General features: G+C 59.9%; 11 protein-coding genes. 8 read left to right on the top strand and 3 right to left on the bottom strand.

Annotated features, from left to right (window positions below):
• Positions 1-4: 4 nt before the first annotated feature.
• Positions 5-637 (top strand): hypothetical protein, encoded by a 633-nt coding sequence (locus ACUZ9Q_RS14565; protein WP_215647537.1) that lies wholly within the window; start codon positions 5-7, stop codon positions 635-637.
• Between the two features lie 118 nt (positions 638-755).
• Here the strand turns inward: ACUZ9Q_RS14565 and ACUZ9Q_RS14560 are convergent, their stop codons facing one another.
• Both ACUZ9Q_RS14560 and ACUZ9Q_RS14555 read right to left on the bottom strand, forming a co-directional pair.
• Positions 756-2,240 carry an L-serine ammonia-lyase gene (locus ACUZ9Q_RS14560; RefSeq protein WP_449248107.1) on the bottom strand — a complete coding sequence of 495 codons (1,485 nt, stop codon included), beginning with the start codon at positions 2,238-2,240 and terminating at the stop codon, positions 756-758.
• A 38-nt stretch (positions 2,241-2,278) separates the two neighbouring features.
• The gene (locus tag ACUZ9Q_RS14555; RefSeq protein WP_449248106.1) at positions 2,279-4,006 is read right to left on the bottom strand and encodes a dipeptidase; all 1,728 of its coding nucleotides are present in this window, start codon (positions 4,004-4,006) and stop codon (positions 2,279-2,281) included.
• 366 nt (positions 4,007-4,372) lie between these two features.
• Here ACUZ9Q_RS14555 and ACUZ9Q_RS14550 point away from each other — a divergent pair, with 366 nt between their 5' ends.
• A complete protein-coding gene (locus tag ACUZ9Q_RS14550; RefSeq protein WP_449248105.1) occupies positions 4,373-7,189 on the top strand; it encodes an FAD-binding and (Fe-S)-binding domain-containing protein in 2,817 nt (938 codons plus the stop codon).
• Positions 7,190-7,274: 85 nt separating this feature from the next.
• Here the strand turns inward: ACUZ9Q_RS14550 and mutL are convergent, their stop codons facing one another.
• On the bottom strand, positions 7,275-9,293 hold the full coding sequence (gene mutL, locus ACUZ9Q_RS14545) for a DNA mismatch repair endonuclease MutL (protein ID WP_449248104.1): 2,019 nt from the start codon (positions 9,291-9,293) through the stop codon (positions 7,275-7,277).
• A 192-nt stretch (positions 9,294-9,485) separates the two neighbouring features.
• Between mutL and ACUZ9Q_RS14540 the strand changes: the two genes are divergently transcribed.
• The 6 genes from ACUZ9Q_RS14540 to ACUZ9Q_RS14515 all read left to right on the top strand — a co-directional run bounded on the left by ACUZ9Q_RS14540 (position 9,486) and on the right by ACUZ9Q_RS14515 (position 16,260).
• Entirely contained in the window at positions 9,486-9,791 is a 306-nt protein-coding gene (locus ACUZ9Q_RS14540; protein ID WP_051135428.1) for a hypothetical protein, read from the top strand.
• Between the two features lie 363 nt (positions 9,792-10,154).
• Positions 10,155-10,928 carry a DeoR/GlpR family DNA-binding transcription regulator gene (locus ACUZ9Q_RS14535; RefSeq protein WP_449248103.1) on the top strand — a complete coding sequence of 258 codons (774 nt, stop codon included), beginning with the start codon at positions 10,155-10,157 and terminating at the stop codon, positions 10,926-10,928.
• Between the two features lie 22 nt (positions 10,929-10,950).
• Positions 10,951-12,279 (top strand): four-carbon acid sugar kinase family protein, encoded by a 1,329-nt coding sequence (locus tag ACUZ9Q_RS14530; protein ID WP_449248102.1) that lies wholly within the window; start codon positions 10,951-10,953, stop codon positions 12,277-12,279.
• 49 nt (positions 12,280-12,328) lie between these two features.
• On the top strand, positions 12,329-13,324 hold the full coding sequence (gene pdxA / locus ACUZ9Q_RS14525) for a 4-hydroxythreonine-4-phosphate dehydrogenase PdxA (protein ID WP_449248101.1): 996 nt from the start codon (positions 12,329-12,331) through the stop codon (positions 13,322-13,324).
• Between the two features lie 107 nt (positions 13,325-13,431).
• Positions 13,432-14,814, top strand: a complete 1,383-nt coding sequence (locus tag ACUZ9Q_RS14520; RefSeq protein WP_192113184.1) for a GntP family permease — start codon at positions 13,432-13,434, stop codon at positions 14,812-14,814.
• 285 nt (positions 14,815-15,099) lie between these two features.
• Positions 15,100-16,260, top strand: a complete 1,161-nt coding sequence (locus tag ACUZ9Q_RS14515) for a glycerate kinase (protein WP_449248100.1) — start codon at positions 15,100-15,102, stop codon at positions 16,258-16,260.
• The last annotated feature ends 42 nt before the right edge of the window (positions 16,261-16,302 follow it).

Below are 16,302 nucleotides of genomic sequence, written 5' to 3'. Positions count from 1 at the left end.
CAGCATGCAAGACCTGTCTTTGTTGCGTGATAAGCTCAGAGAACAGTACCCCAGGTATCAGCATTGGGAAAAATTTAAAATTCTTGAGACAGAACTGTCCACTGTTTCAAGGTATATCAATATCTGCGAAGATAATTATAAAACACATTCCTCTGAGCTTTCAGCCCTCATTCTTAGGACTTGCACAGAAGTAGAAATTATTCGCAAACGGATGACCGACAAGGAGGATAATGGAAAAGCCGCATCACGACTTTTTGAACTATATCCTGATATTTCTAATGTTGAAACATTGTTACCTTTATGGTCGATGAGGTTTAAACCTTGGGAAAGTCTGCCTAAAAATAAACCTGACTGGTGGAATGCATACGGCGAGATTAAACACGACAATAAATTATCTATTCTTGCTGGCAACCTAAAATTTTTCTTAAAGTCTCTTTCAGCTCTGTATGTTTTGTTAATTTACTATGACAGATTTTTACATTCACATAAAGATGTTGATAACAATGACTGTATTGGATTTGAGTATGCATCAATTGAGAGCATGTACTTCAAAATAGAATCACCTAATATTCGTTTAGACACTTCAGCTTGGGGAAATACCTCAATGATCATATGGGATTCAAGTGAATCTGAATAGCCAACGGACAAATCTAAACAATATTAAATTCAGATAATTGAACATAAAAAACGGCATCGACCACAAAAATAGCCGATGCCGTTAGCGCGACCTCGAAAGCAAAAGGCCTTGGGGGATTCTAGCACCCCTGCGTATAGAACAATGCCAGCCCGCCGCGCGCGGTTTCGCGGTAGTCATCCTTCATGTCGCGGCCTGTCTGGTTCATGGTGCGGATGCAGAGATCAAGTCCCACAGGGTGCTTGGTGCCCTGCCCGGTGCGGGCCATCATCCATGCGTTCCACGACTTCACGGAACTCATGGCGTTGCGCGAAATACAGGGAATCTGCACATAACCGCCCACAGGGTCGCAGGTCATGCCCAGGTGGTGCTCCAGCGCGAACTCCGCCGCATTTTCCACCACATCGGGCGTTTCGCCCATGACCTGCGACAGCATGGCAGCCGCCATACTTGAGGCCGAGCCGATCTCGCCCTGACAGCCCACATCCGCGCCCGCCACACTGGCGTGCCGCTTGATAAGCGTACCCACCATAGAAGCCACCAGCAGACCGTCCACAAGGTCGGCCTCTGTTTTGCCGCGCTCCTTGATGAGCATGTGCACCACCGCAGGCATAACCCCTGCGGAACCCGCCGTGGGCGCGGTTACAATGGGGTGGCCCATGGCGTTTTCTTCCGACCCGGCCTGCCCGTAGGCCGACAGCCGCGCCGCAAAGGCATCCGCTGGCTCCGGCGAGCTGGCGGCCTGCTCCAGCATGAGCTTGGCCCGGCGCTCCAGACCAAACGGCCCCTTGAGCTTGCCTTCCAGCCCAAGGCCCGTGGCGGCGCAGCTGTCCATCACGTGGATGATGCGCTGCGCGCCCTGCCGGATGTTCTGTTCCGACTGCCCGGTGATGGCCATTTCGTTTTCCAGCATAATGAGCGGGATGCTCTTGCCCGTGTTCTTCACGATTTCAAGCAGGCCGTTCATGGAATCAAAGGCATGTACGGGCTTGCCTTTGTCCGGTGCCTTCCAGCCCTTCCACTGCAAGAATCCGCCGCCCACGGAATAGTATTCGCGCGAGGCAAGCTGTTTGCCCTTGCCCAGCAGCTCGATGATCAGCACGTTGCTGAACGGAGCCTCGATGGTGCCCTGCTCAAAGATCACGTCCGAATCCTTGAGCGGAATCCGGGCCGGGCCAAGCACTACCGTGCGAGTGTCGTCCGGCTTTACAAAAAGGTTGTCCAGAAATTCGGCCTTGCATTCATCGGGCTTTTGCCCAAGCAGGCCCGCCGCCACGGCGCGGTCAGTGCCGTGCCCCTTGCCCGTGGCCGAGAGGCTGCCGTACAGGTGCACCTTGACGGCATCCGCCTGGGCAAGCTGCTCCTGCGGCAACTGGGCGCACAGATGGATAAAATCATTGCCCGCCGACATGGGCGCAATGGTATGTGAACTGGAAGGGCCAGGGCCGATCTTGAACATCTCGAACACTGTCACGTCAATGGGATTGGCGCACACGGAGCCAGGCTTCCACAGGGGGTCAAAGCCTGCCCATGTGAGCGAGGGCAGGCACAGGCCCGCGCCCGTCACAGCCATTGATTGCAGGAAACGCCGACGATTACAGTACATACATGCATCCTCCTGAGTTATCTGGCAGATTGCGAAGCCTACTGCCGGGGCTTTTTATACGAGACAGGGCCGGTGGAATAGTTGGTGCGGGGCAGCCATGCATCGGGATAGCCGATGTTCTGGGCCATTTTGTCCGGGCTGTTGAGAAAACCCTGACAGTGCCGCGCCACCAGTTGGGGGAAAAATTCCCGCCAGTCGCGCAACGCGCCCTCTGCCTGCGCCCGCAGGGCCTTGGCAAAGGAGGCCTGCGCCTGCGCCGGGGATGATGCCGCCTTGGGGGCCAGTTCCTTTTGCAGCCCTGCTACGCGGGCGGCAAAGGCGGCTTCCATGCTGGCGGCTTTGGTCTGAATCTCCTGAGAGATCAGGTCGTAACGGATGTTGGCGTAATCGCTCACCAGAGAATAGGCCCACCATGCGGAATCATTGGCAAAGCGGCGGGTGTCGCCCTGTTCGTAGCCTGCGGGCATGGGGGCGACCGCCAGCGGCACAAAGACAGATTCCGCCGCCGGAGCGAGCGCAACCCAGCACACCAGCGCCAGCGGTTCCGGCACATCGGGCCGATACTGGGCAATGGTTGTGTAGCCCACATAATACATGCCCATGGGCCGTTCCCACGCGCCTTCAAGCTTGGTGGTCGGGCTTACGTCGCCACTGGGGTCCTTGGGGCCGATAATGCGGTTGGGATTGCCAAACGGCCCCGCCGCAACGCCCTTGGTGAGGTCAAATTCCGTTCCCTCATAGTGGTCGCGGTGCATGCGCTTGATGTCGTCCAGGCTCAGCAGCTTGTCCGGCTTGACGGAAAAGGGATAGGCGCGGGTTGCGCCGCTTTCCACCCATGCGGGCAGTTTCAGCGAAGGAGCCGCCAGAGAGAGCGCCCGCCACACGCGGCGCAGCGAATAATACGGGTGATTATACTCGCCATCGCTCACGGTGGTCAGCCAGTCCAGAGGCTTGGAGGCGTCCTTGGGGCTGCGCATGTTGTACTTGTCCACCGTGGCAAACAGGGTTTTGCCGTACATCTGGTCGGGGTTGCCGGGCGTGATGTCGCGGATGCGAAATTCGTTGGCCGCCACAAAAAACTGGCCGTCCGGCACGCGCTGGGCTACCCACAAGCCCCCTGTTCCCGACGGGGAGGGGGCCATTTCCATAACCCAGGCTTCGTTTTTGTCGGCCACGGGCAGGGTTTCGCCAGTCCCGTAGTAGCCATACTGCTCAATGAGCGCGCCCATCAGCTCAATGGCCTCGCGGGCGGTTTTGCAGCGCTCCAGCGCCACGCGCGCCAGCTCGGACGAATAGAAAATGCGCTTGCCCGGCTCTGCCGTGCAGGTATTGTGCGCCCCATCCGTGCATTCGCCAAACATGAGGCCATGCTCGTTCATGATCGCGTAGTTGCCGTCAATATAGGCAAAGGTGTGCCGCACCTGAGGGATAAAACCGATGGCAATCGTGCGCGGCGTATCCGGGTGGTTATAGCCCGGCGCGCGCTTGGGGTCGGAAAGGCGGGGAACAAGAAAGGTATTGGTGGCGGGATTTTCCTTCACCGCCACGGCGGAATCGTACACGGGGCGCTGCGCGCCTTCCGGCCAGTCGCGGGCGGGAACGTACACAATGGACTGGTCGTTGAGATCGTTGTCGTCAGAATGGCTTACCATCACGGAGCCATCGGCGCTGGCCCCTTTGGTGACAATAAAGGTGGTGCAGGCAAGGGCTGCCTGAGGCAGCAGCAGGGCCAGAGAGACACAGCATAAGACGATCAGCCGCTTCATGGAACCTCCATAAAAAATCAGACCGTAACACCCCGCATGCTCAAACCGATACGCAAAAACGCCAGTAACCCCAGCGGCAGGCGCTGGAGTGCTGTAAATCAAATCAGCAAACTGTTTTTCTTTTTTGTAACGCAGGGGCGGCAGGGGCACAAGGATTGCGCAGGCCGAAGTGCTTTTTGATTGTAAAACAGTAGCAATCCGAGCCGAGAATTGTTATTGGTAATCTATTGTCATCTCCAGATCAGCACATCCCGCATTTGCAGAAATGCCGGGATTCCATCCAGGTTTCAACGGCAGTAATTCCCCGCCCAGCGCTATTTTAAGCGCCCACCCAATGACGGCATGAACCGCCACGGAGGTTTGTCCATGCTTGCTTCTCCCTACAAAGAATTCAAAGAAGCCCTTCTGGACTTTATTCCCAAAGACCGCATCCATACTGATCCCCTGCGCCTGCTGGCCTACGGCACAGATGCCAGTGTGTACCGCCTGATCCCCAAGATCGTGGTGGACGTGCTGGACGAGGCCGAAGTGGTGCAACTGGTGGCTCTGGCCGACCGCATGCGCGTGCCTGTGACCTTTCGCGCCGCAGGCACCAGCCTGTCCGGTCAGGCGGTGTCCGATTCCGTCCTTGTGCGCATAGGCAAGGGCTGGCGCAACTGGCGCGTGGGCGAAAACGCCGAGCGCATCACCCTGCAACCCGGCATCATCGGCTCCGGGGCCAACAAGATTCTGGCGGAATTTGGCAAAAAAATCGGGCCTGACCCGGCCTCCATCGACAGTTGCTTTATCGGCGGCATCTTTGCCAACAATGCCAGCGGCATGTGCTGCGGCACATCCGACAACTCCTATAAAACCGTTGTTTCCTCGCGCATGGTGCTGGCAGACGGCACCCTGCTGGACACGGCGGACGCCAAAAGCCGCGCCGCCTTTGCCAGAACCCATGCCCATATTCTCAACGGCCTTGCCGATCTGCGCAAACAGATCATGGACAATCCCGAGCTTGCCGACCGCATCCGCCGCAAGTTCAAGATCAAGAACACCACGGGTTACAGCCTCAACGCCCTGGTGGATTACGAAGACCCCTTTGAAATTTTGCAGCACGTCATGGTCGGCTCCGAAGGCACGCTGGGTTTTATTGCCGAAGTGACTTACCGCACGGTGGAGGAGGCCCCCTTCAAGGCCTCTGCCCTGCTGCTCCTGCCCACGGTCAAGGCCGCCTGTGATCTGGCTTCTGCCGTGGCAACCCTGCCCGTTGCTGCTGCGGAACTTATGGACAGGGCATCCCTGCGCTCGGTGGAAGGCACCCCCGGCCTGCCCGAAGGGCTGGAAACCCTGGACGACGACGTCTGTTCCCTGCTTGTGGAAACCCGTGCCGCCACCCACGAACAGCTTGAAAAGAACATTGCCACCATCAATGCGGCTTTCAGCAACGTGACCTTTGTGCGGCCCTACGCCTTTACCGACAAACCCGAGGAATTCACCAAGCTGTGGCTCATCCGCAAGGGCATTCTGGCCTCGGTGGGCGGCATGCGGCCCGTGGGCACCTCCATTGTCATTGAAGACGTGGCCTTCACCCTCGACAGGCTGGGCGAGGCCGCCAAAGACCTGCAGAATCTTTTTGCCCGACACGGCTACACGGTGGCCCCGCTCTTCGGCCACGCGCGCGATGGCAACCTGCACTTTGTTTTCTGGCAGGATTTTGGCGCTCCGGCAGAAGTGGCCCGCTACAAGGGCTTCATGGAAGACTTCTGCAAGCTGGTTACAGAAAAGTATGATGGTTCACTCAAGGCGGAACACGGCACTGGCCGTAACATCGCGCCCTTTGTGGAGCTGGAGTGGGGCAGTCAGGCCTACGCCATCATGAAGAGCATCAAGAGCCTGCTCGACCCCAAGAACATCCTCAACCCCGGCGTGTTGCTCAACAGCGATTCGCAGGGGCATCTCAAAAATCTCAAGCCCCTGCACCCCGCCGACGAACTGGTGGACAAGTGTATGGAATGCGGCTTCTGCGAGTCTGTCTGTCCCTCGCGCGATCTTACGCTCACGCCGCGCCAGCGCATCACCGTATACCGCGAAATCTGCCGCCTGCGCGAGGTTGCCCCTGATAGCAGCGAGCTGAAAACGCTGCAAAAGGGCTACGAATACATGGGCAAGGCCACCTGCGCCACAGACAGCCTGTGTCGCCCCCGCTGCCCTGCGGGCGTGGATACGGGCGTGTTCATCAAGAGCCTGCGCAAAAAGGACGCCGGATCGCTCAGCAAAAAGATTGCCGGTTCCATTGCCGACCACTTTGCGGGAACCTGCAAGGCCATGTCCATTGCGCTTAACAGCGTGGACGCCCTGCACCGCGCCCTTGGCACCACCATCATGCGCGACGGCTCGCGCCTCCTGCGCTGCCTGACCTTCAACAAGGTGCCACTGTGGAACAAAAACATGCCCAAGGGCGGGGGCTCGGTCTATCTGCCCACCCCGTACTCGGGCAATGCCAAGAAGGTCGTCTACTTCCCCAGCTGCATCGCCCGCAACATGGGCCCCGGCGAGGAGCACAGCGACCGCCGCACAGAGCCGGAAGCCGTCATCAGCGTACTTCTCAAGGGCGGGTATGACGTCATTCTGCCCAATAATCTGGACAAGCTGTGCTGCGGCATGGCCTTTGCCAGCAAGGGCCTCGCAGACGCCGCCCACAAGAAAGAACAGGAGCTGGAAAAGGCCCTGCGTCAGGCCAGCAACAATGGCGAATACCCCGTGCTGTGCGAAACCAGCCCCTGCCTGCTGCACATGAAGCAGACCCTCGACCCCAGCATCAAGCTCATGGAACCTGTGCAGTTTATCCTTGAGAACCTCATGGACACGCTCAAGCTCAAAAAACTGCCCAAGACCGTGGCCCTGCACGCCACTTGCTCCATGCGCAAGATGGGCCTTGAGGGCAAGCTGGAAGAACTGGCCCGCAAGTGCGCCGAAACCGTGGTTGTGCCGGACGGCATCAACTGCTGCGGCTGGGCGGGCGACCGTGGCTTTACGCATCCCGAACTCAACGAGGCCGCGCTCAAGGGCCTGCGTATGCAGGTAAGCACCTGCGAGGTGGGCTATTCATCCAGCCGCACCTGCCAGATCGGCCTGTCGCTGCACGGCGGCATCCCCTATTATTCCATTGTCTATCTGGTTGACGAAGCCAGCGAATAAACAGCAAAGCGGGCGGTTCTCATGGGAGAGCCGCCCGCTGTTTTATGCGCAGGAAATGAGATGCCGTGCCTGACGGCTTTTCCCCTTATGACTGCCGCCGCTTGAACATCTTCTCCAGTTCGGCGGCGTCCCAGCGCAAGACGCAGGGGCGGCCATGCGGGCAGTATTCCCGGTCGGGCGTTTCCAGCCACTGCTGCAACAGCCCGGCGGCCTCGTCATCCGCAAGACGTTGCCCGGCCTTGATGGCCCCCTTGCACGACATGGATATGAACATGTCGGCCAGATCGTCCTTGCGCCCGGCAAGGGCCTCACGCAAAAAATCCCTGGCTTCGGCGCGGGAGAGTACCGGGGGCATGGCGTTGACGCGCAAGTTGCCGCCACTGACCTCAAGGGCAAAGCCCAGAGATTCCAGCCGGGGCCGCAGTTCAAAAAAACGTTCCGTTTCAGCCGGGTGCAGGGGCAGATCCAGCGGCAGGGCCAGCAACTGACCAGACCCGGCAAATCCCCCGCGCCGCAGGCGGGCATACAGCACTCGCTCGTGCGCCGCATGCTGGTCGAGCAGCAGCAACGCGCCGGATGCGTCCCGCAGCACCAGATAGGTCAGCGCCACCTGCCCGAGGTAGGCAAACTGCCCAACGCTCAAGGGCTGGCGTTCCTGCGCGGGCGGAAAAATGTCTCCACTGTGCTCGTTCGCCGTATCCGCAGCCTGATACGGGACAGCATCAGGGGTTTGGTGCGCATAGGCAGAGGCGGCTTCCGCAAGGCCTGATACATCTTCCGGCGCGGCAACAAACAGGGCGCTTTCTTTCTGCGCGGGCGCGGGCTCATGGGCAGATACTGCATCACTCTGGACAGAATCGCCCCACCAGCTTGCCGCACTATCCGGGCCTGCGGCTGATTCGGGCAACCGGGCCTGCCACGAGGATTCCTCGTCCGGCCTGTCGTCCCGCTCCTGCGGCTTAATAAGAGGCGGGTTGTCCAGCCTGCCCCAAAAACCCTGCGGACGCGGGGCTGATTGTTGGGCAGAAGCTTCAAGAGGGCTTTCCGCAGTGTCACCCTCAGACGAATGCGGCCAAAGATTTTCGGCCACATCGTAGGAGGTCAGCAGCGCCCCCTGCACGGCATGCAGCACGGCAGAAAACACGGCGGACTCATCCCGAAAACGCACTTCAGACTTGGCGGGATGTACGTTCACGTCCACTTCCGCCGGGTCCATCTCCACAAACAGTGCTACCTGCGGATAATCCCGGCTGGTCATACGGCCCTTGTAGGCCTCGCGCACGGCAGCAAGCAGGCGCTTGTCCGTCACCGAGCGGCCATTGACGTAAAACAGCATGCGGTCGCCGCGCGGCTGGCTCACATTGGGCAGGGCAGCCAACCCGCGCACGCGGATGCCGTGGCGGGTGCCGTCAAAGGGGCGCAGGGCCTCCACAATCAGCCGGGGCCAGAGCACGCCAAGGCGGTCGGAAAGGCTTTGCCCCGGTAAAAACCGCAGAGCCTCGCGCTCGCCGGAGCTCAGGCTCAGGCCCACGGCGGGGCGGGCCAGCGCCAGTCGGGCCAGCCAGTCCTGCGCACGTTTGAACTCTGTGGATGGGGTCTTTAAAAATTTCAAGCGTGCTGGTATGTTGGAAAAAAGATCGCGCACTTCCACCCGCGTTCCCCGGTGCAGGGCCGCCGGGGCGGAAACCGTCAGCAAGCCGTGCTCCACCTCAACCCTGTGCGCCTGTGTCTGGCCGTCCGGGTCAGTCACCGCAGAGGTTATGGAAAACCGGGAAACCGAGGCAATGCTCGGCAGGGCCTCGCCCCTGAAACCGTAAGAGCTGATGTGCTCAAGGTCAGACAGACTGGCAATCTTGCTCGTGGCGTGCCGGGTGACGGCCAGTTCCAGATCGGCTGCGGCTATGCCGCACCCGTCGTCCTGCACGCTGATAAGGCTCTGCCCGCCGTTTTCAAGGCAAACGTCGATCTGCGCGGCATCGGCGTCAAGGCTGTTTTCAACCAGCTCCTTGAGCACGCTGGCAGGGCGCTCCACCACTTCACCTGCGGCGATCTGATTGCGCAACTCAGGCGGTAGCAAACGTATATGACGATGTTTTTCAGACATAGGCCCAGTGTATTCGGGCGCGCTCCACAAGGCAAGCGGCCTCGAATGCGGCGCATGCGCGGCTGCGCGTGGAGAATAAATTCCCGTGGCAGGGCTTGCCTCGGCGCACGCTGTGCTTATGTATGGAAGACGAGGCTGCGTATGCGCGCGGCCAGGCTTCTGGCAACACGCGAAGCAAGCCGGGAGGTTTCTATGTACAGCAACACACTGAAAGCCATTGCCGAACCGCTGCGCGGCACCCCCGTGCCCGCAGGCTTTGACCCTGAACTGCTCTATGTTGAGTGCGCCCGTTGCGGCTCGCCCGTCATGTGGGAGCAGGGCAAGGCCACCCATATTCTCAGTCTGGCGGGCATTGACCCCCTTGAACTCGATTCTTCCTGCATGCTGGTCACAGACGGCTGCCCCATGTGCAGCGGCAAAGACCAGTATACGGTACAGATTTTCCGGGTCAGCGGCGATGCGCAGACGCGCCGCCCCCCATTCTTCGGCAACGCATAGCCAGCGCGGGTCTACCCCGCCCGCGTAAACCCTAGCAGAAGGCTGCCGGATCATGTGCCCGGCGGCCTTTTTGCGTTTTGCCGCAGGCAATACGGCACAGGAGCGGCAAACACGATTTTTCCAGCCCGGAGGAATTCTCCGGGCTTTTTTTGTTGCCCCGGCGGGGAGGCGGAACACAGTGCCCTGGCTGACCTCTCACTAATTAACAAAAAACAACATTTTTCTGATAACATAGATAAAAAGTACGAGTTTAATCCACAAAATCACCTCACCCGTCTTGACGATATTCCCTTTCAGGGGCATAACACAAAACAACAAATTTGAAACAAAATTAACACATACCCGTCACACTCCGGAGCCGCCATGTTGCCAGCAGAACGCCGCAGAGAAATGGCCCGCCTCATCAAAAACCGGGGCGCGGTCAATACACGCGAACTCGCCGAAGCGCTGGGCATTTCCACCATGACAGTGCGCCGTGACCTCAAGCTGCTGGAAGAACGCAACCAGCTTGAACTCACCTGGGGCGGGGCTGTGCCCCTGAGTTTTGAAGCCAACGACATCCCCCGCGCCCGCAAGGCCGTTTCCATGCTTGAGGCCAAACAGGTCATAGCACGCGCCGCCTGCCAGTTTATCAAGAACGAAGACTTCATTGCCCTTGATGCGGGCACCACCAGCCTTGAGCTGGCCCGCCTGCTGCCCACCCTGCCCCTCACAAGCCTCGGCGTTGTCACGCCTGACCTGGAAATAGCCCTGCTGCTTTCTGGCTGCGACCATATTTCCGTCTTTCTTTCGGGCGGGCTTATCGATCCTGTCAGCCGCGCCTGCAACGACAGCGACGCCGTGGCCTACCTGCGCGGCCTGCGCCTCACAATGGCCTTTGTGGGCACCAACGTGTGGGACGCGCACCACGGCGTCACCACCAGCACTTCCGCCAAGATGCATTACAAGCGTCAGCTCATGACCAGCGCCGACAAAACCTTTCTGCTGGCGGATGCGTCCAAGTACGCCAAGTTCAGCCCCTGGCTGGTGGCCGGTGTGGAACGCTTTGACCACATCATCACCGACAGCGGCCTGACCGCCGAAGCCCGCGCCGCCCTTGAAGCTGCGCCCGCCCATTTGATTATTGCCGACGCATAACCCTTTTCTGACAAGGTTTGTTATGGATATTGCCGTTATTGCCGATGATTTCACGGGCGCCAATGCCAACGGGGCCCTGCTCACAGCCAAGGGCTTTTCCAGCGCCACCTGCCTTGGGCCGGATCACTGGAACCCCGCAGATTTTTCTGCCTACACTGCGGTTTCCCTTAATGCGGAAAGTCGCCTGCTGCCACAGCAAAAAGCCTGGCAGGTTGTGTACGACGCCGTGAGCATGTTTTGCAGGGAGCATCCAGCCCTTGTTTCAAAGCGGGTGGATTCCACATTGCGCGGCAACGTGGGGGCAGAAATGGAAGCCGCCATCAAGGCTATGGATGACACCTACGGGCACCAGCAGTCGCTGGCCGTGCTTGTGCCGTCTTACCCGTCATCGGGCCGCATATGCGTGGGTGGATACCAGATCGTGCACGGCATACCGCTGGAACGCTCGCCCATTGCCAAGGACGCGGCAACCCCGGTCAACAACACCTCTGTGCTTAAAATCGTGGCCGAGCAGAGCGCCATTGCCTGCGGGTTTGTTCCGCTGGACAAAATCCTCGCCGGGCCTGCCGCCGTGCGTGAAACCATTGAGGATGCGCGCGCCAAGGGCTGCCGCGCCGTGGTCTGCGATGCCGTGGCGGATGAAGACATCACCACCATCGCTCAGGCCCTTGCCAGTGCGCCCTATCCCCTGATTGCCCTTGATCCCGGCCCGTTCACGGCAGAGCTTGCCGCCGTACGCGTCAAGGCCCCGCGCGCGCAGTTTGAAAACCGTGTTTTTCTTGCCGTGGGCAGCACCAGCGAACTGACCCGCACCCAGCTTGAGGCCCTGCGCCTGGCCCATCCCTGCCACCTCATAACGATGGATGTTCGTAAAATTCTGGCTGGAGAGGCAGAGCGGCAACAGGAATGCGACCGGGTGCTCAAGGCCGTATGCGCCCCGCACAAGGAGGCCACGGTTCTTGGCATCTGCACGGCTGGCAGCAGGGAAGATGTTTTTTCCATGGAAGAAATGTCCCGCAGGCTTGGCATTTTGCCCTGCGATATTTCGCAGCGCATCAACACGGCCCTTGCCGCCGTGACGCGCGAGGCCCTGCAACAACAACTGGGCATCGGCGGCCTCTACACCTCAGGCGGAGAAGTCACGGTAGCCGTGGTACGCACCCTGAAGGCAGGCGGATTTTCCGTGCGCGATCAAGTGCTGCCCCTTGCCGTGTATGGCCACATCATCGGCGGCGAACACCCCGATCTGCCCATGATCACCAAGGGCGGATTTGTGGGCGACAAAGACAGCCTGGTGGAGTGCATGGAATACCTGTTCACCAAGATTTCAAGCCGCAAGCGGCCCGCCTGACGCGCTGCGCCGCACCAAAACCAGTTCATAATCAACAAGGACGAAAGAAATGAAACCCCTGATTTGCGCTCCAATGGGCGACCCCGCAGGCGTTGGGCCGGAAATTCTGGCCGCTTCGCTGGCTGACGCCGCCGTCACCGACATGGCCAATGTGCTTGTGGTGGGCAATACCGAGATCATGCGCCGCGCCGCCGCCATCATGAAGGCAGACCTCGACTTCAACGAGGTGGATGCGGATCTCAACGGCTGGCGCGAGGGCGCTGCCAATATCATCAACATGGACAACGTGGATATGGCCTCCTTTGCCTACGGCAAGGTGCAGGCCCAGTGCGGCCAGGCGGCCTTTGAATACATCAAGGCCTCCATTGAGCTGACCCTGGCTGGCAAGGCCGCCGCCGTGGCAACCACGCCCATCAACAAGGAATCCCTCAAGGCAGCCCACGTGCCCTACATCGGGCACACCGAAATTTTTGGCGACCTCACCGGCACCAAGGACCCACTGACCATGTTTCAGGTGCACAACCTGCGCGTGTTCTTCCTGACCCGTCACCTCTCGCTGATTGATGCCTGCCGCGCTGTGAAAAAAGACCGCGTGCTCGACTACATCGGCCGCTGCACCAGCGCCCTCAAGCTGCTGGGGCTGAAAAATCCGAGCATGGTGGTAGCTGGCCTCAACCCGCACTGCGGCGAGCACGGACTTTTTGGCAATGAGGAAGACGCTGAAGTGGTTCCGGCCATTGAAGAAGCCCGCCGTCAGGGCTTCAACGTTCACGGCCCCAACCCGGCGGATTCGGTCTTCCACTTTGCCCTCAAGGGCGCGTGGGACGCGGTGCTTTCGCTCTATCACGATCAGGGGCACATAGCGACCAAGATGGTGGATTTTGAACGCACCATCTCGCTCACGCTGGGCATGCCCATTCTGCGCACATCGGTGGATCACGGCACGGCCTTTGACATTGCCGGAACAGGCAAGGCCAGCGCCGTGAGCATGGTGGAAGCCATCCGCCTTGCTGCGGAATACGCGCCCAACTTCGTCAGACATTAAATCCGGGGCTCGGCCACTGCTGCAAAGGGGTATGGCAGTGGCCGCCGGATAAAGCCGGTGCGGCAACGAGGGTTTGCCGTGCACGCACTTTTAAAAGGGAGTTAACTATGGATGTGGGCAGTTGGCAGATGATTGCTGGCCTTGTGGTTGGCATCAGCGTTCTGGTTGGTCTTATTCTTTACAGTCGTATTCACGCCTTCCCGGCGCTGATCATTGCCGCCATCGTCACGGGGCTTGTGGGCGGCATGCCCTTCAGCAAGGTTATCGCTTCTGTCACCAAGGGCTTTGGCGGCACCCTGGGCAGCATCGGCATCATCATCGGCTTTGGCATCATGATGGGCGCCATCTTTGAAAAATCCGGCGCTGCCAAGCGCATGGCCAAGGTTTTTCTGAAGCTTTTTGGTAAAGGCCGCGAAGAACTGGCCCTTGCCACAACGGGCTTTATCGTGTCCATTCCCATTTTCTGCGATTCGGGTTTTGTCATTCTTTCGCCGCTGGCAAAAGCCATTTCGCGGGCCACTGGCAAAAGCCTCATCACTCTTGGCGTGGCGCTGGCGGCAGGGCTGGTCATCACCCACCACCTTATTCCGCCCACTCCCGGCCCTGTGGCCTCGGCGGAATACTTCAACGTGCCCCTTGGCGACATGATCCTGTTCGGCCTGCTGCTGGCCATCCCCCTGACCATCGCCTCCATCATCTATGCCCGTTACATCGGCAACAAGGTGTTTCGCCTGCCCGCACAGGACAGTGATGATGGTTTTGTTGACCAGCCCTATGCCATTGGCGCGGGCGGCCAGTGGATGGACGCTGACGACAGCAAGCTGCCCTCGGCCTGGAAGAGCTTTGCACCCATTCTTATTCCCGTAGTGCTCATCCTGCTTGGCACCTTCACCACCGCCCTTGTTCCCAAGGCTGAGCGCGTGGGCTTGATGTTTGACCTCATTGACGGCCTTGGTTCCCCCGTTGTGGCAGTGGGCATCGGCCTTGTTTTCGCGGCCTTCTTCCTCACCGACGGCATGAGCCGCAAGGACGTCGTCAACACGATGGACGACTCCGTCAAGCAGGCGGGCATCATTCTGCTGGTTACGGGCGGCGGCGGCGCGCTGGGCATGGTGCTGCGCGACAGCGGCGCGGGTACGCATGTGGCAAACCTCATTGCCACCATGCATCTGCCTGCGGTCATCCTGCCGCTTGCCATCGCCACCATTGTGCGCCTTATGCAGGGTTCCGGCACTGTGGCCATGGTCACATCGGCCTCCATCGTTGCGCCCATGGCCGCAACCCTTGGCCTCAACCCCACCCTTGGGGCGCTGGCCTGTTGCACTGGCGCATTTATCTTCTCCTACTTCAATGACAGCTACTACTGGGTTGTCACCCGCATGCTCGGTGTTTCGGACGTGCGCGAGCAGATCCGCATCTGGTCGGTCACGACCACCATCTGCTGGGCTGTGGGCTGCACCATCCTCATCGTGGCGGGCTTTTTCATCTAGAGCAATTTCACTCTGAGATCGCTCTGGCAACTGTGCGAACAGGCCCCGCCACGAAGCTATTACGCACGGGAGTGAGCGCCTTAAAACTTGAGACGGCACAGCCGACCCTCTCCGACATGGTGCCGCAACAACAAATGCCGATGGCCCCCACACGGGCTGTCGGCATTTGTTGTTGCGGCAGATAAGGCCAGTCCCCGCAGCACCTGTTCATTCGGCCAGTTGTGCCCTATGCTGGGGCATCGCGGCGCGTGACGCGCCGCAGATTCCTGTCGTTCTGGAGGTAGTATGAAGATCGTCATCGCGCCCGACTCGTACAAGGAATGCCTGTCTGCCCTGCAAGTGGCCCTTTCCATCGAATCCGGCTTTCGCGAGGTTTTCCCCGATGCGGTCTACGTCAAGGTTCCTGTGGCGGACGGCGGCGAAGGCACCGTGGAAGCTATGGTGGAAGCCACGGCAGGCCGCCGGGTGGATACCACGGTACGCGGCCCGCTGGGCGACCCCGTGGATGCTTTTTACGGCCTGACCGGCGACGGCAAAACCGCCGTGATCGAAATGGCCGCAGCCAGCGGTCTGGCCCTTGTGCCACCCCACTTGCGCAACCCCCTCAACACCACAAGCTATGGCACAGGCCAGCTTATCCGCTCCGCGCTTGACGCTGGCGCGCGCAAGTTCATTTTGGGCATTGGCGGCAGCGCCACCAACGAGGGCGGCGCTGGCATGCTTCAGGCCCTTGGAGTGCGGCTGCTGGACGGCCAGGGGCAGGAAATCGAGCCCACCGGCATGGGCCTTGGCAGGCTTGCACGCATAGATATGTCCGCCTTTGACGCTCGCCTTGCCGACTGCGTCATTGATGTTGCCTGCGATGTGGACAACCCACTCTGCGGCCCGCGCGGCGCATCGGCCATTTTTGGCCCGCAGAAAGGGGCCACGCCTGAAATGGTGCAGCAGCTCGACGGCTATTTGCAGAACTTTGCGGCCATCGCGCGCCGCGACCTCGGCGTGGACATGGCGGACATGCCCGGCGCTGGCGCTGCTGGCGGCATGGGCGCTGCCATGTTCGCCTTTTTGAAAGGGCGGCTGCGCCCCGGCAGCGAGATTGTGACCGAAGCCGTGGGCCTGGACGCGCATGTACGCGATGCTGATATCGTTGTTACCGGCGAGGGCCGCATTGACGGGCAGACGGCCTTTGGCAAAACTCCTGTGGGCGTTGCCCGCGTGGCAAAGCGCCACAACAAGCCGGTTATAGCCATTGGCGGTTCACTGCGGGCCGATGTGGACGCCGTATTTGCCCACGGCATTGACGCGGTTTCAAGCGTGCTCTACCGCCCCTGCACCATTGACGAGGCGCTTACCGAGGGCAATGAAAATCTGCGCAGAACAGCCCGCAACATAGCCGCCATCCTTTCCATGGGCCTGAACCTTGGCGCATGCCGCACGGGCAGGTAGGCAGATTCGCAGCGCCCCCTGCCAGACGTATGCATCATAAAA

It is taken from the genome of Desulfovibrio desulfopostgatei, assembly GCF_053570645.1.
This window is presented reverse-complemented; position numbering and strand designations above follow the sequence as displayed.